The sequence below is a fragment of the Photobacterium chitinilyticum genome (assembly GCF_004104355.1).
Taxonomy (GTDB): Bacteria; Pseudomonadota; Gammaproteobacteria; order Enterobacterales; family Vibrionaceae; genus Photobacterium; species Photobacterium chitinilyticum.
Genome location: NZ_RJLM01000009.1, coordinates 1 through 21,734 on the forward strand (window position 1 = coordinate 1; position 21,734 = coordinate 21,734).

19 protein-coding genes and 2 tRNA genes are annotated in these 21,734 nt (G+C 46.8%); 5 read left to right on the forward strand and 16 right to left on the reverse strand.

The window, feature by feature from the left end:
* Window positions 1–257: 257 nt before the first annotated feature.
* The 9 genes from EDI28_RS18485 to EDI28_RS18525 all read right to left on the reverse strand — a co-directional run bounded on the left by EDI28_RS18485 (window position 258) and on the right by EDI28_RS18525 (window position 7,968).
* Window positions 258–473, reverse strand: a complete 216-nt coding sequence (locus EDI28_RS18485) for a hypothetical protein (RefSeq protein WP_128785372.1) — start codon at window positions 471–473, stop codon at window positions 258–260.
* A gap of 100 nt (window positions 474–573) precedes the next feature.
* Window positions 574–2,013: an aminotransferase-like domain-containing protein gene (locus tag EDI28_RS18490; protein WP_233353472.1), complete on the reverse strand. Its 1,440-nt coding sequence runs from the start codon at window positions 2,011–2,013 to the stop codon at window positions 574–576.
* A 190-nt stretch (window positions 2,014–2,203) separates the two neighbouring features.
* Window positions 2,204–2,288: transfer RNA gene (locus EDI28_RS18495), tRNA-Leu, on the reverse strand.
* A 114-nt stretch (window positions 2,289–2,402) separates the two neighbouring features.
* A complete protein-coding gene (locus EDI28_RS18500) occupies window positions 2,403–3,413 on the reverse strand; it encodes a LacI family DNA-binding transcriptional regulator (protein WP_128785373.1) in 1,011 nt (336 codons plus the stop codon).
* A 291-nt stretch (window positions 3,414–3,704) separates the two neighbouring features.
* Entirely contained in the window at window positions 3,705–4,442 is a 738-nt protein-coding gene (chbG, locus tag EDI28_RS18505) for a chitin disaccharide deacetylase (protein ID WP_128785374.1), read from the reverse strand.
* Window positions 4,443–4,510: 68 nt separating this feature from the next.
* Window positions 4,511–5,824, reverse strand: coding sequence for a 6-phospho-beta-glucosidase (locus tag EDI28_RS18510; RefSeq protein ID WP_128785375.1), 1,314 nt, complete (start codon window positions 5,822–5,824; stop codon window positions 4,511–4,513).
* A 12-nt stretch (window positions 5,825–5,836) separates the two neighbouring features.
* A complete protein-coding gene (locus tag EDI28_RS18515) occupies window positions 5,837–6,145 on the reverse strand; it encodes a PTS lactose/cellobiose transporter subunit IIA (RefSeq protein WP_128785376.1) in 309 nt (102 codons plus the stop codon).
* A 58-nt stretch (window positions 6,146–6,203) separates the two neighbouring features.
* The gene (locus EDI28_RS18520; protein WP_128785377.1) at window positions 6,204–7,538 is read right to left on the reverse strand and encodes a PTS sugar transporter subunit IIC; all 1,335 of its coding nucleotides are present in this window, start codon (window positions 7,536–7,538) and stop codon (window positions 6,204–6,206) included.
* A 121-nt stretch (window positions 7,539–7,659) separates the two neighbouring features.
* The gene (locus EDI28_RS18525) at window positions 7,660–7,968 is read right to left on the reverse strand and encodes a PTS sugar transporter subunit IIB (protein WP_128785378.1); all 309 of its coding nucleotides are present in this window, start codon (window positions 7,966–7,968) and stop codon (window positions 7,660–7,662) included.
* A 389-nt stretch (window positions 7,969–8,357) separates the two neighbouring features.
* On the opposite strand from EDI28_RS18525, the gene EDI28_RS18530 reads away from it, so the two are divergent.
* On the forward strand, window positions 8,358–9,653 hold the full coding sequence (locus EDI28_RS18530; protein ID WP_428431815.1) for a polysaccharide deacetylase family protein: 1,296 nt from the start codon (window positions 8,358–8,360) through the stop codon (window positions 9,651–9,653).
* Between the two features lie 131 nt (window positions 9,654–9,784).
* Here the strand turns inward: EDI28_RS18530 and EDI28_RS18535 are convergent, their stop codons facing one another.
* The 5 genes from EDI28_RS18535 to EDI28_RS18555 form a co-directional block, all read right to left on the reverse strand.
* Window positions 9,785–11,491 carry an AMP-binding protein gene (locus EDI28_RS18535; RefSeq protein WP_128785380.1) on the reverse strand — a complete coding sequence of 569 codons (1,707 nt, stop codon included), beginning with the start codon at window positions 11,489–11,491 and terminating at the stop codon, window positions 9,785–9,787.
* A 29-nt stretch (window positions 11,492–11,520) separates the two neighbouring features.
* On the reverse strand, window positions 11,521–12,654 hold the full coding sequence (locus EDI28_RS18540) for a Glu/Leu/Phe/Val family dehydrogenase (RefSeq protein WP_128785381.1): 1,134 nt from the start codon (window positions 12,652–12,654) through the stop codon (window positions 11,521–11,523).
* 169 nt (window positions 12,655–12,823) lie between these two features.
* Window positions 12,824–12,908 (reverse strand) — tRNA-Leu (locus EDI28_RS18545).
* A gap of 133 nt (window positions 12,909–13,041) precedes the next feature.
* Window positions 13,042–13,389, reverse strand: a complete 348-nt coding sequence (locus tag EDI28_RS18550; RefSeq protein WP_128785382.1) for a hypothetical protein — start codon at window positions 13,387–13,389, stop codon at window positions 13,042–13,044.
* Between the two features lie 3 nt (window positions 13,390–13,392).
* On the reverse strand, window positions 13,393–13,596 hold the full coding sequence (locus tag EDI28_RS18555; protein ID WP_128785383.1) for a hypothetical protein: 204 nt from the start codon (window positions 13,594–13,596) through the stop codon (window positions 13,393–13,395).
* Between the two features lie 192 nt (window positions 13,597–13,788).
* On the opposite strand from EDI28_RS18555, the gene EDI28_RS18560 reads away from it, so the two are divergent.
* Window positions 13,789–14,283 (forward strand): RDD family protein, encoded by a 495-nt coding sequence (locus EDI28_RS18560; protein WP_128785384.1) that lies wholly within the window; start codon window positions 13,789–13,791, stop codon window positions 14,281–14,283.
* Between the two features lie 53 nt (window positions 14,284–14,336).
* Here EDI28_RS18560 and lptG read toward each other — a convergent pair whose 3' ends face one another.
* Entirely contained in the window at window positions 14,337–15,407 is a 1,071-nt protein-coding gene (gene lptG / locus EDI28_RS18565; RefSeq protein ID WP_128785385.1) for an LPS export ABC transporter permease LptG, read from the reverse strand.
* Window positions 15,407–16,507 (reverse strand): LPS export ABC transporter permease LptF, encoded by a 1,101-nt coding sequence (gene lptF / locus EDI28_RS18570; protein WP_128785386.1) that lies wholly within the window; start codon window positions 16,505–16,507, stop codon window positions 15,407–15,409. The genes lptG and lptF overlap by 1 nt, the downstream gene beginning before the upstream one ends.
* Before the next feature lie 193 nt (window positions 16,508–16,700).
* Between lptF and pepA the strand changes: the two genes are divergently transcribed.
* Genes pepA through EDI28_RS18585 form a run of 3 tightly spaced genes read left to right on the forward strand, consistent with a single transcriptional unit; the run spans window position 16,701 to window position 21,615 of the window.
* The gene (pepA, locus tag EDI28_RS18575) at window positions 16,701–18,209 is read left to right on the forward strand and encodes a leucyl aminopeptidase (RefSeq protein ID WP_128785387.1); all 1,509 of its coding nucleotides are present in this window, start codon (window positions 16,701–16,703) and stop codon (window positions 18,207–18,209) included.
* A 51-nt stretch (window positions 18,210–18,260) separates the two neighbouring features.
* Window positions 18,261–18,713, forward strand: a complete 453-nt coding sequence (locus tag EDI28_RS18580; RefSeq protein ID WP_128785388.1) for a DNA polymerase III subunit chi — start codon at window positions 18,261–18,263, stop codon at window positions 18,711–18,713.
* Window positions 18,714–18,741: 28 nt separating this feature from the next.
* Window positions 18,742–21,615, forward strand: a complete 2,874-nt coding sequence (locus EDI28_RS18585; protein WP_128785389.1) for a valine--tRNA ligase — start codon at window positions 18,742–18,744, stop codon at window positions 21,613–21,615.
* The last annotated feature ends 119 nt before the right edge of the window (window positions 21,616–21,734 follow it).

Below are 21,734 nucleotides of genomic sequence, written 5' to 3' on the forward strand. Positions count from 1 at the left end.
CTTTCACGAGTGCCCACACAGATTGCATGGTCAAATTGTTAAAGAACAAACTGACAAATCGTTGCTGGCTTAGCGCCGCGCTCCGTGTCAGTGAGGTCGCATTATAGAGAGTTCGATCACATTGGCAAGGGGCTTTTTGAAATAAATCACCAAAAATCAGCCAACCGAACAACAAACGCACAACTTATGACAATTAGCCTGATTTTAATGCTGACTGTCGCCTATTTGTCTTTTGCGACATCCATTATTACGTAAAGCTAATCTTGATGTTCAGCGGTTATTGCAAAACGTATAGCCAACGCCCCAATTGCAAACAGCACAAAAGGAATGGCTGCTACGGTATATTCAACCCAAGCTTGCTCAGCCAAACTCTTAGCCAAAAGTAAGTGTCCTAACACCAATAAAGCCGCACATAATATAGATACAGCAAGCAACTTTATTTCCTTATTGGCGTTGGCGGTTCGATTTTGCATATTCTCCGACTCCTTGTTCAACAGAGTAGCTATAGAAGCACAGTGAGAATAGATGGATGTAGAACAGTTAAGGTAATAAACAATTAGAACAGACAGTTTTTCAGCGCTGATCACACTGCTGTGTTAGGTACTGTGCCAATTGATATAAAGCAGATCGAGTTTGTTCATTCCATGGATAAGCGCAATTTATTCTCATACAGTGTTTATATCGAACATCCCCTGAAAATAACGTCCCCGGAGCAATGCTAATTCGATACTTATCCAATAATTCAGTCAGTAGCGCAGAAGTGTCAATTTTCTCTGGTAACACAACCCACAAAAAATACCCTCCCTCAGGCCTTGTTACTTTTGTACCTGTCGGGAAACTCTCTTCAATGGCCCCCAGCATTTGTTGCTGTCGTTGCTCAAGGGTACGCCGAAGTCGGCGTAAATGATTATCGTACCCGCCATGTTGAAGATATTGAGTCAAGGCAAACTGGTTAGGGGCACCTACGGACAAAGTCGACATAAACTGCAATTCTTCAATTTGCCTGGCATAACACCCGGCCGCAACCCAACCGACACGAAACCCGGGGGCCAAGCATTTCGAGAATGATGAACAATGCAATACCAACCCCTTGTCATCAAGAGCTTTGATTGGTAATGGTTTAGTCGTACCAAAATACAGTTCAGCATAAACATCATCTTCAATAAGTGGAATATTATGCTGAGTCAATAAATCATAAACTGCTTGTTTTTGCTCAGCAGCCATCGTCGCCCCAAGCGGGTTTTGGAACTTACTCATCAGCCAACATGCTTTTACATCATTTGTTTCAATTGCGGCCTCAAGGGCTTCAACCGACATCCCTCTTCGGGGGTGGGTAGGGATTTCAACCGCTTTAAGCCTTAACCTTTCTATCGCCTGAAGCGCACCGTAAAAAGCAGGAGATTCAATAGCTACTGTATCTCCCTGCTGGGTCACAGCAGCTAAGCTAAGCCCCAGAGATTCCATTGCGCCAGATGTTATAACTATGTCATCAAGAGAAACCTGAATTCCATCTCTTAAATAGCGCTGTGCAATAACACGCCGAAGTTCCAAACTACCAGGAGGTAAATCAAGAATGCTGCTATTGGTAGGCATTGTCTTAATAGTTTGGCCCAGTGTTCGCCCAAGCTGCTGTAGTGGAAATAACTCCGGATCAGGAAAAGCCGACCCGAAAGGGATCACATCAGGTTGTTTACAAGCCCTGAGCACATCAAATACATGTCTATTAATCTGTATAGAACGATTGACTACCTGAGGAGTTGTCTGCTCAGGCTCAGACAACCGATTGAAATGGGCAGCAACGTAATAACCCGCCTTGGCTTTTGCATATATCCAGCCTTCAGCCTCCAAATGCTCATACGCCTTCAATACCGTCATCACACTAACAGATTGTGCTTTACTCATAACCCTGACGGAGGGTATACGCTCTCCAGGCAACCAGATCCTCTGTCGAATCTGTTCCTTAACATTTTCAATAATGCTGCCGTATCGGCTATTAGCTGATCGCGATGACAAAATCCCTATTCTCTCTTGTGCTACCAGGAACCTGAAATACTAACGGCTTACCAACAAGCTGTCAGAGCATTATCAGATACTTTGTCTGTTAAGTGTGATTGAAGGTTGAAAATCGAAATGGAGGAGGGGAAAAGTATTGTATCCAAAAACAACAAAGCCCCAGCGTTAGCTGAGGCTTTGTTGTTTTATCTGGTGCCCGAGGACGGACTTGAACCGTCACGCTCGAAAGCAACGGATTTTGAATCCGTCGTGTATACCAATTTCACCACTCGGGCAAGTGCGGACTATTATACGTACACATAATTGATACACAAATATTTTCCTTCAATCACATCGCATCACTCGATTGACTGGTCATTCTTTCATCAACTTGACCTTGTTGATGTCTATCAGCCGCTAACAAGCTTCAGTTTTTTCACACTATTACGGATACGCAGTTCTGGTTCAAAATGACGCTGTATATGAATGTCTTGATGACGGATTTGGCTTATCAGTAACCCAACAGCGACCCGTGCCATATCACTAATAGGAAAATGTACTGCAGAAACAAAAGGGTACATTGTTGCGCACAGATCGATACTATCAAAGCTCATCAACGAAACCTGCTGCGGTATTTCAACATGATGCTCGTGGAAAAACTGTAGTGCCCCCTGCATCATTTCTTCACTACAAGAGAACAAAGCCGTCATTTCAGAAGGGGAACGATATAACTGTTGTGCTGCCAGATAGCCACTTTCACGGCCGTAATTACCCTCAATACTTAATGTAGGCGCAATCGAAATACCTGCATTTTGGAGGGCTTCTATATACCCCTGATAACGTTGATAGCTACTCGCACGATTCCGCGGACCAGAAATACAGGCTATTTGACTATGCCCTTGCCCAATCAAGTGGTTAACCGCCATTGTTGCTGCCAAGCGATGATCGAAGGTGATGCACCTTGATTCCAGCCCCTCAACGACACGATCAAGGAGCACAAACGGAGTTGGCTCCTGCGCCAGCTCTCGAAGTTCATCATCACTCAAGTAACGACTATTAAGGATATATCCTTCGCATCGGAGATCATGAAAGCGGCGAATAGCTTCACGCTCACCATCTGCGCAGCGGTGTCCCTGTGCCGTAATAAGAAATTTATCATGCAGATCAAGCTCGGATTGTACCTGCTCCATCATTTCACCGAAAAAACCACCGGTATAATAAGTTACCAGCAAACCAGTCATATTTGATGACGCAGTAGCAAGAGAACGGGCAATCGCACTCGGGCGGTAATTAAGTTCGGCCATTGCCTGCTCAACTTTCCGTTTGGTATCTGACCTAAACTTACCCTCACCGTTGATGATCCTCGAAACCGTCGAACGGTGGACACCAGCCAAGGATGCCACATCTTTAATACTTGCCATGGTTATATACGACCTCTGAAACCTTTTGAGTCACATGATGTTCGAGAACTAACTTCACCTCCATCATCATCCCCCTCGACTATAGTGCCAAGCCTAATTCACATAAAGATGCTAGCAATAAATTCGATCACAAGATCTCAATTTATAGCACACTGCCAGTAGCCCGCATCGGTGAAAAAGGGGGGGTAATGCGATACTGGCAGCTGCTATTTTCTTATTAAAGATGGAATCGAGCCCTAGAGGTAAAGGCTGTGATACTTGTACGTGTTTATGAACGTTAAGATCTCAACATCATGGCAATAAAATTGAATAATCGCTGATTGTTACATCAAGATCGTCGAGTGCTTCAGAAAGTTTTTTATCGGTTAGGATATCAAGCTCTTTAGCCCTTAAGATATTATAAGAACTGACATCCATAAGGGCCTGATCAACATAGGCCGGATGAACCATTATCTCTAAGACATCACAGCTACCATTATGTCTATTAATGATCTGTAGCAACTTATCCAGACAAATGCCTCCACCGTAAAAACTTTCCTCGAAGGTATAGCGGCAATCACTTTGCGCCTTGCCGTGATATCCAGTTGCTCTCAATGGAACCTGATAGCTACGCGCTACCTCTTGTACAACTGGCAATATTTGTGGATGCGTATGAGCATGGTGATGACTGTCAATATGACTAAGGCTAAGCCCTGTTGCAAGGAAATGTTCAACCTGAGCGGTCACTTCATCAGCAATCTGTTGCTCCGGAAAATCACGTCTCTGCCAAAAACCTTCCTTCACCCCAAACAGGCCATTATCACCAACAAGACAAGATATGTCGGTTAACGGAGCACCAGCAGTGAACCGTAAATGTAACCCAACCTTCAACAAGGATGCCGACAAGGCCAAGTCAACTGCATGCCTTTCTGCTGCCATATCTACCATTAGCGTTGTCGAACGTACAACACCAGACTGGCACGCATCAACTATTCCTAGGTTTACCCCTGGCGTCAAACCAAAATCATCGGCATTAAAAATTACATGCATAACATCACCTGAGAAATGAGAGCTGCTATCATTCTTCTTAGGCTAACAGCTGCTCTCCTATTTGGACTTTACTGATTAAACTGCGGCAAGTAATCGTGATTTGTCTTCAAAATATCATCAAATATTGATTTAGCCTTGCTGATATCAGGTACCAAAGGATTATTAGCCAACGCCATCAATCCCTTGTCATACTCACCGTGAACAGCAGCCTCTACAGTCAACTGCTCATAAGCCTTTACCTGGCCAATCAAGCCAATTACTGCCGGACTTAGTTCTCCAATCATTAGCGGCCTCGCGCCCCAACTTCCGACAACGGCGCTACACTCAATTACAGCATCATCAGGTAACGTTGCGATTGTTCCGTTATTACGTACATTCACCACATGGATCGTCTTGAGATCGTTATAGATCGCATCAACCAGATTCAGCGATGCATCTGAATAGTAAGCACCACCTCGTTTTTCCAACTGCTCTGGCTTTTCCGCAAGACTTTCATTCTGATACAGTTCAAAAAGCTCTTGCTCCGTTTTCATTACCTGCTCAGCACGAGTGCCCTCATTAAGTGAAGACTCCTTTTCCTCCGCAAGCATCGCATCGGTCTGATAAAAATAACGATGGTAAGGACAAGGGATCGCTCCTAAGGCCTTAAGAAATGCCGGATCCCAAGGCTCTTCAAAAATATTCTTCATGCTGAAATTGGCACCGTCACCAACTTTTTTCAGCACTTCTGCAGTAATATCCTTGCCACCAAGCCATGCCCGGTGAGCCCATACCAAATGGTTCAACCCTGCACACTCAAGCGATAACTCTTCCGGCAAGCAATCCATCATTTCGGCAATCATCATCTTCATCGAGACAGGTACATTACACAATCCGATAGTTTTCACTTTGCTATATTTCTGAACCGCTTCAGTCACCAGACCGGCCGGATTCGTGAAATTGAGCATCCAGGAATTAGGAGCCAACTCTTCGATATCCTTACAAATATCCAAGATAACGGGAATAGTCCGAAGCGCTTTGGCAAATCCGCCGGGGCCGGTCGTTTCCTGGCCTATCACGTCATATTTTAATGGGATACGCTCATCATTCGCTCGGGCCTGTAACCCTCCTACACGAAACTGAGTCATGACAAAATCAGCATCAGCTATTGCTGCCCGACGATCGAGCGAGGCCTTGATTATGATATCTGCCCCAGCCTTTTCAACCATCCTCCGTGTCAGCGCCTCAATTATCTCCAGCTTTTCCTGTCCAGCTTCCACATCGACAAAATGCATTTCTTTGACAGGAACACGATCAAGCCTTTTCAAAACACCTTCAACCAACTCAGGGGTATAGCTGCTGCCTCCTCCGATAATGGCCAATTTTAGAGGTGATTTAGTCATAATCCATCCCTACTATTTAGACATGTTTTCGTACATTGCTACCATTTCATTGGTTAGTTCATGAGCCAATATGGTCGTCATCAAATGATCTTGAGCATGAACCATTACCAGCGTCATTTTCACCTTACCTTCACCCTGATCAGCTTCGATCAACTGAGTTTGAGTTAAGTGAGCGCGGTTTAGGCACTCCTTGGCTTGCTTAAGCAGATCTCTTGCCTGCTCCAGCTCCTGCTTTTTAGCCATAGCCAACGCTTCAAAGCACAAGCTGCGTGCTTCGCCCGCATTGACAATAATTTCCATAACAACCGCTTCTTGATCCATTTTTCTCTCCTTAACTAAAAAACTGGGTTACGGGTTAAACCGTAACCCAGGTAAAAAACTATGCGGTAACTGGAGCGCCTTCAGAGGCTTCCTCTTTAGCATTCTCGGCTGCGACTTTACTTTCATCTTCAAGCAGTTGTTTTTCGAACATCTTGAAGAATGGCAAGTAAATAAGCAGGTCAATAACCAGAAGGCCAACAACGAGGAACACTGGTGCTAATGTCCATCCCGTACCCCAAGAGGCACCGATAATGGCAGGCGTTGTCCATGGTGTCGTTGCAACGCCCATTCCGACAAAGCCCATCTTCACTGCAGTAAACGCAATGATTGCATTCACGATAGGTGCGAGTAGGAAAGGTACAAATAGCATTGGGTTCATTACGATTGGAGCACCAAAGATGATTGGCTCGTTAATCTGGAAGAAACCGGGCACTGCACTCATTCTTCCCAGGCTACGTAGGTGAACAGAGCGACTGAATACCATCAAGATAGCCAGGGCCAAGGTTGCACCCGAACCACCGATGAAGATATAGAAGTCCCAGAATGGCTGAGTCAGTAGGTTGGGAATAGGCTCGCCTGCAACAAACGCCGCAGTGTTAGCACCAATGTTAGTCAAGAAGATTGGTGACAGCAGACCAACAACAATCGCAGCACCGTGAATACCAGCAAACCATAATAGTTGTGAAAGCAGTAACGCACCGATAATGGCAGGTAGAGTATTAGATGCACTAACTAGCGGTCTGAACAGGTCCATGACCACATCAGGGATCAGCATGCCAGACTGAGACTGAACAAAAAGGCTAAGCGGGTACAGTGTCATGAAGACAATCAAGACAGGGATAAGCATTTCGAAACAACGGGCAATTGCAGGTGGAACCTGCTCTGGCATTTTGATCGTGATATTATGTTTTTTCAGGAAGCGAACAAGCTCGACGGCAAAGAAAGCTGTCAATACAGCAGTAAAGATCCCGGTTCCACCCATATGGTTTGCGGGTAGGGCACCACCGGTAACAGGCGCACAAATCAGCAAGAAGCTCATTAGCGACAAACAAGCACAGGTGATACCGTCCATCATATAGGCTCGCGCCAAACTATAGGCAACCCCCAGAGAGACAAATATCGTCATAATGCCCATAGACATATTGTAAGGCATCATTATTGCGTCAAAGTTATTGGTTGCAAAGTCTAGCCAAGCGCGACCAAATCCATTCGTTGTATCTTCAGCAAATGGGGGAAAAGCAAATATTAGAATAAAACTACCCACAATAATAAATGGCATTGCGGTGATAAATCCATCACGCATTGCCCGCACATGTATTTGCGAGCCAACTTTCGCCGCCAATGGGGCGATTGTATTTTCTACGACACTCATTAACTTATCGTAAAGCTTCATAAAACAATCCTTTTTTAAAAGATAAAAAACTCCACCCCATACTAATAATGCAGAGGAATAAAACTTTCCTTATTGAATTTGAAAAGAGTCAACCAATAAATACTGACTGACTCAAATCAATTTATTTGGCTATTAATGAAAGAGCCTGATCCAGTACTTCGTCTCCTTTCATCATGCCATAAGCCATAGGAGAGATAGCATCAATTTTCTTTCCATACTGGCTGGCTATTTTTCTCAGGTCTTCTAACTGGAAACGTACTTGCGGCCCTAACAAACAGACATCAAACTCTTGTATTGCCTGGTCAAATGAACTAACGGACTGCGCTTCAATCTTACACGTTATGCCACGATCCGCGGCTGACTTTACCATTTTCTGAACCAACATGCTGGTTGACATACCAGCGCTACAACACAACAAAATCTTTTTCATCCCACTCTCCATTTTTTATTTTTACGCTGTTTAAGCGATATAAAAATTGTAAACAAATAAAAAAAAAGTAAAAGCGCAACCGGTTGCATTAACGTGAAGAGCATCTCATTTTAAAAAGTAATTAATCAATGCGAAATTTCAGAGGGCAGTATTCGAAAACTAATACAATTCAACTAATCCAACAGAATTATTTAAAACAGCCCCAAAAATGAGATATGAATCGAAGCTTGAGTGTGAATTAAGTGTAGCGAATGTAATTCAATGCAATATCACACGCAGATAAGGAATATCACTATGGATTATATCAATAAAAATCAGTGCTAATAATGTCTGACGAATAAAGATGATTAATATACTGATACCGATCACCTTAATTTACCAACAACCCAATGTGGAATAACGAAATGAAGAAAACATTATTGTCCGTATTATGCTCTGGCGCAATCCTAGCAAGTTCAATGGCCGTTCAGGCTACTCCGAAAGGAACGATTTACCTAACCTTTGACGATGGGTCAATCGATGCGACGATCCCCATTGTTAAGATCATGAATGAGGCAGGTGTCAAAGGGACGTTCTACGTGAATGCCTGGCACCTAGATGGCATTGGTGATGAAAACGAAAGTAAATCACTTGAAGCACTGCAATTACTGTTAGATTCAGGGCATGTTGTCGGCAACCATAGTTACAATCACATGGTACACAACTGTGTCGAAGAATTTGGCCCGAATAGCGCTGCCGAGTGTAATGCAACCGGCAACCACCAGATTAATTCTTACCAAGACCCTGTTTTCGATGCATCGATGTTCGACAAGAACGTTACAGTGATTGAGTCATATATTCCGAGTGTAAACAGCTATCCAAATTACAAAGGTGAAAGCCTCGCTCGCCTGCCTTACACCAATACCTGGCGTGTAGCCAAAGATTTCAAGAGTAATGGCTTATGCGCGACATCAGATGGTCTCAAACCTTGGGAACCAGGTTACGTCTGCGATCCGAAAAATCCATCAAACAGTGTGAAGGCTTCCCTTCAAGTTGCCGAAATCCTTGCTAATAAAAACTATCAGTTCCATGGCTGGGATGTTGACTGGGCACCGGAGAACTGGGGAATTTCGATGCCGGCAAACAGCCTAACAGAAGCCGATGCATTCTTGGGCTATGTTGAAGCAACATTCAATACATGCGCACCAACAACGATCGAGCCGGTCAACTCAAAGTCGCAGACTTTCCCATGTGGTACTTCTTTGCATGCTGACAAATCGATTGTCCTGACTCATGCATTCCTATTTGAAGATGGTAAGCGTGGCATGGGGGCAACCAAAAACCTACCGAAATTTGCCAAGTTCATCAAGATTGCGAAAGAGGCAGGATACGTCTTTGATACATTAGATAACTATGCTCCAGCATGGTCTGTCAATAAGACTTATGCCGAGGGTGACTACGTAATTCACGACAATATCATTTATAAGGCTGTTGTTGCCCACGCTTCGCAGGCAGACTGGGCTCCATCATCGACATCGAGCCTTTGGGTGAACAGCATGCCTCGAACAGTATGGACTGTTAATGTCAGCTATAATCAAGGCGATGTTGTGAGCTACAAGGGAGCGCGTTATGTTGTCAATGCGAATCATACCTCTCAGTCTGACTGGACTCCTGATTCAGAGCCAACACTATTCTCTAAGCTATAGTCGCTTCTAGCTAAATAGAAACGACTTCAGTTCACAGCGTGTATGTCTATGGCATACACGCTGTCATGGCTTGGTTGTTTAATCTTGGAGCCCGAGGACGAACTTGCCCCGTCACGCCCGAAAACAACGGGTCATTTCTGCTCAGACTGACGTTTTTCAACTTCCAGCTTTCGCATTCGAAATTTTTGCAGTTTTCCCGTCACGGTCATCGGAAACGTATCAATAAAGCGGATATATTTCGGGATCTTAAAATGGGTTATTTGACCATGGCAATATTCTCGAATATCTTTTTCCGTCATCTCTTCTCCAGGGTGCAATTGAACCCAGGCTACGACTTCCTCGCCATAATACTCATCCGGAATACCAAACACCGCCACTTGCTGAATTTTAGGATGAGCAAATAAAACGTCTTCAATCTCTCTTGGATAGATATTTTCCCCACCGCGAATGATCATTTCTTTGATCCGCCCGGTAATTTTCACATACCCTTCGGCATCCATCGTTCCCAAATCGCCAGAGTGCAGCCAGCCGTATTCATCTATCGCTTCCTGCGTCCCTTGGGGGTTACCGTAATAGCCTTTCATTAAGTGGTAGCCACGGAAGCATATTTCGCCAATTGCTCCCAGAGGTACGGTGGCTCCGGTTTCAAGCTCAATGAGCTTAACTTCCTGATGAGCTAAATTCTTACCGACCGTTTCGGTTCTACGCTCCAAGCTATCATCGCGAGAGGTAAGGTGAGTTAGCGGTGACGCTTCCGTTTCCCCATAGCCAATTAATATTTCACTACAGTGCATGTCTTTCATTACCCGTACCATTAATGACGGCGGGCAGGGCGCACCGGCCATAATTCCAGTACGTAAACTACTCATGTCATAACGTTCAAAATTCGCCTGATCCAGCTCAGCAATGAACATAGTCGGCACACCATGGATCCCAGTACATTTTTCACGGTCAATGGATCGCAATACCGCTTCGGCATCAAAATGCTCTGACGGAATCACGATACAGGCACCAACCGACAGACAAAGTAAATTTGCCAGTACCATACCAAAACAGTGATAAAAGGGGACGGGGACACATAATCGGTCTTGCTCTGAAAAATGCATGGCTTTTGCTGAAAAAAAGGCATTGTTTAAAATATTATGATGGCTTAAGACCACCGCCTTCGGAAAGCCCGTGGTACCTGAGGTATATTGGATATTAATAGCATCATCGCAGTCCAAGCTTGTGATGGCGCTGTCTATATCCTGATCCCTAACAGTCTCCCCCTTTCTCAGAATATCTGACCACACAGTAAAGCCAGCCGCCGGGCGTACTGTCTTATCCGGGCCGGCCGGATCAAACACGACCACCGAGCGCAAAAGCGGGAATACCTCACTCTTAAATGGTACGCCTCCCTTTTTTAGCTCCGGCATTAATTCCGTCAGCATTAAAAGGTAGTCACTGTCGCGGAACGATGGAATGACAAACAGGCCCTGAACTTCAGAGCACTGTAGCGCGTATGCCAGCTCCCGTTGACGGTAGGCCGGGTTAATATTCACTAACACGATCCCGACACTTGCAGTCGCCATTTGCAACAATAACCATTCCAGATTATCGGTAGACCAAATGCCGACTCGGTCCCCTTTCTGAAACCCCGAACCAAGCAACCCTTTCGCGAGCCTATAGATTTCAACGGATAATTCACGATAGGTTAACCGCCGGTTCTGGGCTATGGAGACAACCGCTTCTTGCTGCGGGTATTGCTCGGCAATATCAATAAAGTGCTCGGGGATCGTTTTACCAAGCAGCGCCTCATCCCCACCACGATGAAAATAACTTTTTGGTGTCATTTCCATGATGCTTTCCTCGCATTAGCAAACCTTCATTAAAGAAAATGAGGCGCTGTCGAAAACAGGGAATAACGTCGATAAGACATCGCTTTATTTAGCCGTTTTTTGGCTAATGCCACAGCGGCCTCACGAGGCAGCATGGATTGCTCATTAACCCGCTTGAGCACCTGCTCGGTGTTGCGCCGTATTTTATCTTCGATAGCCTGAAAGGCTGCCGCCTGGGCCGCCCCATGGTATTCCATCGCCGCACAGATCACCCCGCCCGCATTGGCGATAAAATCAGGAATGCAAAGCACACCGTGCTGATGGAGATACTCCTCGGCCTCTAGTGTGCAAGGGATATTGGCTCCCTGCACCATCACCTTGGTGTTCAAGCTCTGGACATTCCCCTCATGGATCACATCCGGCCTGGCAGCGGGGATCCAAACATCACACTCAAGGCTAACAAGACCGTCACTTGAAATTTGGGTTGCATCGGCATACTCAGTGACAGATTTACCTTCGGCTTTCAGGGCTAACAGTTGATCGACATCCAAACCACTTTTATTGCAAATTGCGCCGCAAGAATCTGAGACTCCCACCAATAGCGCCCCTTTCTCAACAAGAAACCGGCTCACATGTTTACCTACCGCGCCAAAACCCTGCACCACAAATCGCGCCCCTTTCACCTTAAAACCACGATCTTTCGCAACAACATCAACGACCTGTGTTAACCCCCAGCCTGTAGCCCCAAGCTTGTCGAGGGGGATCCCACCGAAAACATAGGGCAAGCCGACTACCCGCCCCACTTCATCTCGGATCCAGGCCATGCACTCTTCGTCGACCCCCATATCAGGTGCAAATATATAGGTTTCTTCATTACGCAGGCCTTGGGCAAACGCTCGAATCAATGCCTCTTTATCTGGCTTATTCATTTTTGGATCTGCGCAAATCACCGCTTTGCCGCCCCCGTGGGGAAGCCCTGCCGCCGCATTCTTGAATGTCATGGCACGGGCAAGACGGACGCATTCTTCAGTTGTGACGTCTACAGCCATCCGGATCCCGCCAATTGACGGTCCCATCGCAACGTTATCCACCACCAAAACAGCTTTCAACGCCAGGGAGGGTTCATAGAGATGAATTATTTTTAGTGGTCCGAATTCATCTGAATATTGAAAAGCATCATCCATAGTATTTTTTAGATCATGGCTATTTGTTGTCTATAGACCATAGACATAATTGATCCAGAACGAAGGTGCAATACTGGGAAACTGACAAGAAGACATCTGAGGTGGGGAATATTTGTAGGCTACAGAAACAACAAAGCCCCAGCGTTAGCTGAGGCTTTATTGTTTTATCTGGTGCCCGAGGACGGACTTGAACCGTCACGCTCGAAAGCAACGGATTTTGAATCCGTCGTGTATACCAATTTCACCACTCGGGCAGATGCAGGTTATTATACGTATCGCGACTTGAGGCGCAAGCATTTATTCAACGCTTGCTGCGTATTATTGCCCACCTGCTTTATATTTAACCAACAATGACTTAGCAAGGTTAGACATTGAGCAGCAAGACTCCTATCTAAAGTAACAGCGCAGAAAACTGAAGCCATCACGAAGCCAGAGCTTTTTATTAACGAAAGCAAACTTATGATGCCATATTGATGAAATAACCCCTTCACGGCGCTGTATTTGCAAGATGGTCTCCTCTCCGACAGTGATTACGATAGAAGGACAAATAGCAGTAAGTTGAGACAATGAGGCTCTGGTATTTAGAGTCCGAGGTAAACGCGAGAGCACTCGTGCAACAACAGCAAGTGTTGCCAATCGATTCAAAGCCAGTGAAATGCAATCATCCTGAGCCACGAGGTGGATAGGCTCGCCATCCACCTCGATGTTCATCTCACCCTGAATAGACAAACGCATCGACTAATCCAGATTTCGTCCGCGAATACTAATACTGCCATTGAATTTCCAGACTGAGTGCTCAGGTTTATCACCCGCCCCGCTGGGCACACTAACTTCGACATTATTAAAATCATACGTTAGCTCGGCATGGCGCTCAGTCAATTTATCATAGAGAGCACCCGCCAGATCCGGCCAGTTGGTCGTATTTTTACTATCTTCAGCCATCGAATTTCTCCTCATAAACTCACAGGGGCCTGAAAATTAAGGATAGCTGCTAAAACTGAATCCAGCGGTCTTTCCCTTATCATTTCAGATAGAGCGAAGATTCACGTCACCAGCGTTAGTTGTTACACTCCGTTCAGAAGTCAGTTCTGCCTACTCAATAGAACAGACAAGCAACTTAGACGTGGTGAATTGATGAAACAGAAAAAACAACAGGACGTTAAGCTGACCAAACAATACCCAGGACTTTTTCGCCGTCTAGGGGCATGGCTTTACGACTCATTGGCCGTAGCTGCCGTACTGATGTTGGCTGGCGGGGTGGCAATGGGATGCATCGCCACTTTGCTTCAAATAGGTATTCTCAGCCTTGGGGAGTATCAGGACGCCAGTGCCTATACGACCGAACATCCGGTTGTTAGCCTGATATACACCGCTTATCTGGCTCTTGTTATTGTCGGCTTCTTTGCCTACTTCTGGTGCAAGGGCGGGCAAACAATAGGAATGCGGGCCTGGAAGCTGCGCCTGCAAAATAAAGATGGAACCAACATCCGTCTTACTCAAGCATTGATCAGAATGGGCACCTCGGCATTTGGCCTCGGTAATCTGCTGGCCCCCTTTAGCAAAGAGAAACAATCTTTTCAGGATACAATGGCAGAATGCGAAATGATTGTGCTTCCGAAGCCCAATTAATATCCACCATGAACAACATCAAAAAAGGAGCCAACCGGCTCCTTTTTTATTACCTATAGCTTTCGCCTTAGCAGATATATGGTAATAAATAGGAACACCAAACTTGGCCCCAGAGCCCCGATCACAGGATGCAGCCGGTAAACAATACTCATCGGCCCAAATACTTCATTGGATATATAGAAGGCAAAACCAAAAATGACCCCAGATAATATCCTTGCCCCCATCGTCACGGAACGTAACGGTCCGAATACAAACGACAGTGCCAGCAACATCATTACCGCAATCGATACTGGCTGCAGTGCCTTGCGCCAGAATGCCAATTCATAACGGGCTGCATCCTGTTTAGACTCTTTCAGATACGATACATAATCGTACACCCCGGACAGTGCCAACTCTTCCGGCTTCACGGTCACCACGGCCAACTTGTCAGGCGTGAGTGTCGTTTTCCAGGGCAGCGAAGCATAGTCAGTATTTGTTTGCTGAACATCGGTAATGTCAGTAATGGTAACCCCTTCCAGCAACCACCCTTCTTGCTCATGAAAAGAGGCACTTCTGGCAAACACAGTCTGTGTAAGCTGATTTTGGTCGTCAAACTGCCAGACATTAACCGCATCCAAGTTACTCTTTTCATGAACCCGGCCTATATAGATAAAGTCGTTACCGTCTTTAGCCCACACCCCGCTCTGAACCGAGAGCATACTGCCCCCCGATGTCCAGAGAGCACGCAGTTCGCGAGCCGCTTTCTGCGCTTCGGGTGCCCCCCACTGGCCCAGCAAAGTAACAATTAGCATCAACGGCACTGCCGTTTTTAGTACCGACAATCCGATATCCAACTTAGAAAAACCGGCAGCCTGCATAACGACCAGCTCGGAGCTGGACGCCAGTGCACCAAGACCTATCAGAGCACCGAGCAGCACCGCCATCGGGAAGAACATCTCAATATCACGGGGAGCACTTAGCAACACATAGCCCAGCGCCTTCACGAGATCGTAAGTGCCTTCGCCAACCTTTCGTAACTGCTCGACATATTTAATGATCGCCGACAGTCCTACCAGGGTGGATAAGGTCAGAGCCGTTGTCGCGATGATCGTTCGGCCAATGTACAAATCCAAAATCTTAAACATTAGCCACGTCTCCGTAATTTCTCTCTCATCAGCCTGAGCGGCAAGGTATCCCAGACATTTAACGCTACAGCAATTAGGAATATTGCAAAATTAATCCCCCACAGGCCAATAGTGGCAGGTAGAGCACCGTCTTCCACCGCGGATTTACCCGCACTGATTGCCAAAAAGTAAGTCAGGTAAATCAACACTGCCGGAAACAGCTTGGCAAAGCGCCCCTGACGCGGGTTCACCGCCGATAAGGGCACCACAACCATGGTAAGTAGAGGAATACACAGAAATAGTGAAACTCGCCACTGGAACTCCGCCTTTGCCGCCAGCTCGGGACGCTGCATCAGCTTTAGCGTTGGTAATGCATCCCAGTCGCGGCTCTTTTCACGTACGGCACGCTGACCAATCAAGGCCTGATAGCCATCGAACTCTGTTACGGAATAATCAAGCCGGGTAGGAAAACCTTCATAGCGCGTGCCTGCTTCCAAATCCAGCACCTGGCGGCCATCCTTTAGCTGGCTGACATAGCCACGCTCAGACACCATGACACTCGGGCGCATCGTGTCGCGGGCGACCACCTGGGCCACAAAGACATTATGTAGCCGAGAGCCACTCTCGGTGATGTCATCGACAAACACCACGCCTTTGCCGTCAGGTGCGGCCTGAAACTGGCCCTTCACCAACAGCTCCAGCCCTGAGTCAGCTTCGACCTGTTCCATAACCCGAGTTTCTTGTTCCACAGCCCACGGCGAAAGCCACAATGAATTAAAGGCAGCAAAAGAGCCTGTGATCACCGCCAGCCATAAAGCGGCCTGGATCAGAAACTTATTGCCAATACCCGTCGCATTCATCACGGTGATTTCGCTCTCGGCATACAAACGGCCAAAAGTAAGCAAAATCCCGATGTAGAGACTCAGTGGTAACATCAACAGTGCCATTGACGGCATGTACAGTCCCATCAAGGTTAAGATCAGATCTGTGGGGATCGAACCTTCTGTGGCTGAAGCCAGAATGCGAATAAATTTCTGGCTGATAAAGACAAGAAAAAGCACAAAAAGAACCGCGAATTGGCTCTTTAATGTCTCACGTGTCAAATACCGAACAATAATCACGCTTTATATACCCATAGAAAACTTGTTTTTTTGCTGGAATCACTATAGTTTTTCGGTTAAGTAGTTATTTTTTAATCTTTCGGCTAAATGTTAACCTGTACCTTAATCCTATACCGAAACGGCGGTCCAGCAAGTAAGTGCGGTATTATCTAACATTTAGCTTTAATTGTCTTTATAGGATGTAGGAGTACGCATGGAGTTCAGTGTAAAAAGTGGTAGCCCCGAGAAACAGCGAAGTGCCTGTATTGTCGTCGGCGTCTTCGAACCACGTCGCCTCTCTCCAATTGCCGAACAACTCGATAAAATCAGCGACGGCTATATCAGCTCCCTGTTGCGTCGTGGTGATTTAGAGGGTAAGCCCGGTCAGATGCTGCTTCTTCACCATGTGCCAAACGTATTATCTGAACGTGTATTACTGGTTGGTTGTGGTAAAGAGCGCGAGCTTGATGAACGTCAGTACAAGCAAATCATCAAGAAAACCATCAGCACCCTAAACGAAACCGGCTCGATGGAAGCCGTTTGCTTCCTGACTGAATTACACGTCAAAGGCCGCGATACCTACTGGAAAGTACGCCAGGCAGTCGAAACAACCAAAGACAGCCTATATACTTTTAACCAGTTCAAGAGCAACAAGCCGGAAACCCGCCGCCCACTTCGCAAACTGGTATTCAATGTCCCGACCCGTCGTGAGCTATCGTTGGGCGAGCGTGCGATTGCACATGGCTTGGCTGTGGCTTCTGGTGTAAAAGCCGGTAAAGACTTAGGTAACATGCCGCCAAACGTGGCTAACCCTGCGTACCTGGCCTCTCAGGCCCGTCGCCTTGCTGATGATTTCGAAACAGTCAGTTCCAAAATCATCGGAGAGCAAGAAATGAAAGAGCTGGGTATGACATCCTACCTGGCTGTGGGTCAGGGCTCGAAGAACGAAGCCATGATGTCGGTGATCGAATACAAAGGCAGCTCAGATCCTGCAGCCAAGCCTATTGTACTGGTCGGCAAAGGCCTGACATTTGATTCAGGCGGTATTTCTATCAAGCCATCGGCCCAGATGGATGAGATGAAATATGATATGTGCGGTGCTGCAACCGTCTTTGGTGCAATGAAATCACTGGCCAAATTGAACCTGCCGATTAACGTTGTCGGTATTTTGGCTGGCTGTGAAAACATGCCCGGTGGCAGTGCATACCGTCCGGGAGATATTCTGACAACCATGTCGGGCCAGACGGTTGAAGTATTGAATACCGATGCTGAAGGCCGACTGGTACTGTGCGATGCACTAACGTACGTCGAGCGTTTCGAGCCAGAATGTGTCGTGGACGTCGCCACCCTGACCGGTGCCTGTGTTGTTGCCCTCGGCAACCATATCAGCGGTTTGATTGCCAACCACAACCCGCTGGCCCATGAGCTGATCAATGCATCAGAGCAGGCTGGTGACCGTGCATGGCGTCTGCCGATGTCGGACGAATACCAGGAGCAACTGGCAAGTCCGTTTGCTGATATGGCAAACTTGGGCTCTCCGGGCGCGGGCACTATTACCGCAGGCTGTTTCCTTTCTCGCTTCACCAAGAAGTACAACTGGGCTCACCTCGATATCGCAGGTACAGCGTGGGTCGGCGGCAAGAACAAAGGTTCTACCGGACGACCGGTCCCATTACTGGTCCAGTTCCTACTCAACCGTGCCGGCCAAGAAAACGTCGAATAAATCAGACAACAAAGGGGCCGCAAGGCCCCTTTCTTTTTGAGAACAATCACTATGACTCATGCTACTTTTTATATTATTGATGACAAACAGATTGAAGCCGATAGCGACTATCAGTTTCACTTCGCCTGCCATCAAGCAGCATTGAGTTATAAGCAAGGCCACAAGGTCTACCTCCTCGCCGGCAGTAAAGAGCAGGCAGAGCAAATAGATGAGTATCTTTGGCAGCAAGAGCCGGACAATTTCGTGCCGCACAATCTCATTGGTGAAGGCCCTCGTGGCGGTTCACCAGTCGAGATCGGCTGGCCGGGGTTACGTCATAGCGGACGCCGGGGCATCCTGATTAATTTGAGTCAGGATGCACCAAATTTTGCGGTTACCTTCTCACAAGTGGTAGACTTCGTTCCTTGCGATGAAAAGCTCAAGCAGCTGGCCCGTGAACGCTACAAGGCATATCGCCTTGTAGGCATTCAATTACAGACCACCGCTGCCCCTGAGACGCCCTAATTCCCATGTAGATCCTTCTAAGAGCGCTATGGAAAAGACATACAACCCACAATCAATCGAACAGGCGCTGTACCAGCGCTGGGAAGAGGCTGGCTACTTCAAGCCTCATGGTGACACATCTAAAGATGCATACAGCATCATGATCCCACCACCAAACGTCACTGGCAGCCTTCACATGGGCCACGCGTTCCAGGATACCATCATGGATACCCTGATCCGCTGTGAACGCATGAAGGGAAAAAACACCCTTTGGCAAGTCGGTACCGACCACGCAGGTATCGCAACCCAAATGGTTGTGGAGCGTAAGATTGCAGCCGAAGAAGGCAAGACTAAGCACGACTACGGCCGTGACGCTTTCATCGACAAAATCTGGGAATGGAAAGCGGAGTCTGGCGGTAACATTACCCAACAGCTTCGTCGCCTTGGCGCATCGGTAGACTGGGATCGTGAACGCTTCACGATGGATGACGGCCTATCAAATGCAGTACAAGAAGTATTCGTACGTCTTTACGAAGACGACCTTATCTACCGTGGTAAGCGTCTGGTTAACTGGGATCCTAAGCTACACACAGCGATCTCAGATCTAGAAGTTGAAAACAAAGATAAAAAAGGCCACATGTGGCACTTCCGCTACCCGCTAGCGGACGGCGTGAAAACAGCCGACGGCAAAGACTACATCGTAGTAGCAACCACGCGTCCAGAAACCATGCTGGGCGATACCGGTGTTGCTGTTAACCCTGAAGATCCGCGCTACCAAGATCTGATCGGTAAAGAAATTCTACTGCCTATCGTAGGCCGTCGTATTCCAATCGTTGGCGATGAACACGCTGACATGGAAAAAGGCACAGGTTGTGTGAAGATCACCCCTGCGCACGACTTCAATGACTACGAAGTTGGTAAGCGTCATAGCCTGCCTATGATCAACATCCTAACTTTCAATGCAGACATCCGTGATACCGCTGAAGTCTTCACCACTAACGGTGAGCCAAGCACAGCATACAACACAGATCTGCCAGCGAAATACCACGGTATGGAGCGCTTTGCAGCACGTAAAGCTATCGTCGCTGAATTTGAAGAACTAGGCCTACTCGAAGAAATTAAAGATCACGACCTGACCGTACCTTACGGCGACCGTGGTGGCGTCGTTATCGAGCCGATGCTAACTGACCAATGGTATGTACGCGCTGCACCTCTTGCAGAAACGGCAACCAAAGCAGTTGAAGACGGCGAGATCCAATTCGTACCTAAACAATACGAAAACATGTACTTCTCTTGGATGCGTGACATTCAAGACTGGTGTATCTCTCGTCAACTTTGGTGGGGTCATCGCATCCCGGCCTGGTACGACAACGAAGGCAATGTATACGTTGGCCGTACTGAAGAAGAAGTACGTACAAACAATAACCTGGCACCTGTAGTTGTACTTCGCCAAGACGACGATGTACTGGATACTTGGTTCTCATCGGCATTGTGGACATTTGGTACACAAGGCTGGCCTGAGCAAACACCTGATCTTAAAACCTTCCACCCGTCTGACGTGTTGGTAACAGGTTTTGACATCATTTTCTTCTGGGTTGCCCGCATGATCATGATGACCATGCACTTCTGTAAAGATGAAAACGGCAAACCACAAGTTCCGTTCAAAACCGTTTACGTTACAGGTCTTATCCGTGATGAAAACGGCGACAAGATGTCGAAGTCGAAAGGTAACGTTATCGACCCAATCGACATGATTGACGGCATCGGCCTTGAAGAGCTAGTAGAGAAGCGTTGTGGCAACATGATGCAACCAAAACTGGCAGCTAAGATCGAAAAACAAACGCGTAAAACGTTTGAAAACGGTATTGAAGCATACGGTACTGATGCATTGCGCTTTACCCTGGCGGCAATGGCGTCAACCGGTCGTGATATCAACTGGGACATGAAGCGCCTGGAAGGTTACCGCAACTTCTGTAACAAGCTATGGAACGCAAGTCGTTACGTGCTAATGAACACAGAAGATCAAGATTGTGGCATGACCGCTGATCTGACTAACGCTGCTGAGATGGAATTCTCACTGGCTGACAAGTGGATCGAGTCTCAGTTTGAGCTAGCAGCAAAAGATTTCAACGTACACATCGAGAACTACCGTCTTGATATGGCTGCGGGCACAATCTACGAGTTCATCTGGAACCAATTCTGTGACTGGTACCTAGAGCTAACGAAACCTGTTCTATGGAAAGGCACTGAAGCACAACAGCGTGCGACACGCTACACATTGATCACTGTGTTAGAGAAGACACTGCGTCTTGCTCACCCTGTACTGCCGTACATCACAGAATCAATCTGGCAGAGCGTGAAGCCGTTAATCAAAGGTGTTGATGGCGAAACCATCATGACGCAGGCACTGCCTCAGTTTGATGAAGCAAACTTCAACGCTGACGCTGTTGCAGATATCGAGTGGGTGAAAGCCTTCATTACTAGCATTCGTAACCTACGTGCTGAGTACGATATCGCACCGAGCAAAGGCTTGGACGTAATGCTGAAAGTTGCAGGCGAGAAAGACGCTGCACGTCTTCAAGCGAACACAGTGGTTCTACAATCACTGGCGAAGCTAGACAGTATTAAAGTGTTGGCTGACGGTGAAGAGACACCGGCATGTGCAACGTCACTTGTAGGTAAATCTGAGCTGATGATCCCTATGGCTGGCCTTATCGACAAGGATGCAGAACTAGCCCGCCTTGATAAGGAAGTGGCTAAGATTCAAGGTGAAGTTAAGCGTATCGAAGGTAAACTAAGCAATGAGGGTTTTGTTGCCAAGGCCCCTGAAGCAGTTATCGCGAAAGAGCGCGAAAAGCTAACGGGTTACCAAGAGAAGCTTGTGAAGCTTGAAGCACAAAAAGAAACTATTGCGGCGCTATAAGTAGCGCTAGCAACAAGCTTCTAGTTTATAGAATCGTTTAAAATCAAAAAGCTGACGAGAAATCGTCAGCTTTTTTGTTTTTAGGTCCTTGACTTTGTTGCGTCACGCAATTAAATATA

Excerpts from the sequence above, each read along its gene's own strand:
- EDI28_RS18550 (WP_128785382.1), bottom strand. The coding sequence starts at position 13,389 with ATGCGTTTGTCTATTCAGGGTGAGATGAACATCGAGGTGGATGGCGAG.
- EDI28_RS18535 (WP_128785380.1), bottom strand. The coding sequence starts at position 11,491 with ATGGAAATGACACCAAAAAGTTATTTTCATCGTGGTGGGGATGAGGCG.
- EDI28_RS18530 (WP_428431815.1), top strand. The coding sequence starts at position 8,358 with ATGTGGAATAACGAAATGAAGAAAACATTATTGTCCGTATTATGCTCT.
- EDI28_RS18555 (WP_128785383.1), bottom strand. The coding sequence starts at position 13,596 with ATGGCTGAAGATAGTAAAAATACGACCAACTGGCCGGATCTGGCGGGT.
- EDI28_RS18560 (WP_128785384.1), top strand. The coding sequence starts at position 13,789 with ATGAAACAGAAAAAACAACAGGACGTTAAGCTGACCAAACAATACCCA.
- chbG (WP_128785374.1), bottom strand. The coding sequence starts at position 4,442 with ATGCATGTAATTTTTAATGCCGATGATTTTGGTTTGACGCCAGGGGTA.
- EDI28_RS18520 (WP_128785377.1), bottom strand. The coding sequence starts at position 7,538 with ATGAAGCTTTACGATAAGTTAATGAGTGTCGTAGAAAATACAATCGCC.
- EDI28_RS18500 (WP_128785373.1), bottom strand. The coding sequence starts at position 3,413 with ATGGCAAGTATTAAAGATGTGGCATCCTTGGCTGGTGTCCACCGTTCG.
- lptG (WP_128785385.1), bottom strand. The coding sequence starts at position 15,407 with ATGTTTAAGATTTTGGATTTGTACATTGGCCGAACGATCATCGCGACA.
- EDI28_RS18540 (WP_128785381.1), bottom strand. The coding sequence starts at position 12,654 with ATGGATGATGCTTTTCAATATTCAGATGAATTCGGACCACTAAAAATA.
- pepA (WP_128785387.1), top strand. The coding sequence starts at position 16,701 with ATGGAGTTCAGTGTAAAAAGTGGTAGCCCCGAGAAACAGCGAAGTGCC.
- EDI28_RS18515 (WP_128785376.1), bottom strand. The coding sequence starts at position 6,145 with ATGGATCAAGAAGCGGTTGTTATGGAAATTATTGTCAATGCGGGCGAA.
- EDI28_RS18580 (WP_128785388.1), top strand. The coding sequence starts at position 18,261 with ATGACTCATGCTACTTTTTATATTATTGATGACAAACAGATTGAAGCC.
- EDI28_RS18525 (WP_128785378.1), bottom strand. The coding sequence starts at position 7,968 with ATGAAAAAGATTTTGTTGTGTTGTAGCGCTGGTATGTCAACCAGCATG.
- EDI28_RS18585 (WP_128785389.1), top strand. The coding sequence starts at position 18,742 with ATGGAAAAGACATACAACCCACAATCAATCGAACAGGCGCTGTACCAG.
- EDI28_RS18485 (WP_128785372.1), bottom strand. The coding sequence starts at position 473 with ATGCAAAATCGAACCGCCAACGCCAATAAGGAAATAAAGTTGCTTGCT.
- EDI28_RS18510 (WP_128785375.1), bottom strand. The coding sequence starts at position 5,824 with ATGACTAAATCACCTCTAAAATTGGCCATTATCGGAGGAGGCAGCAGC.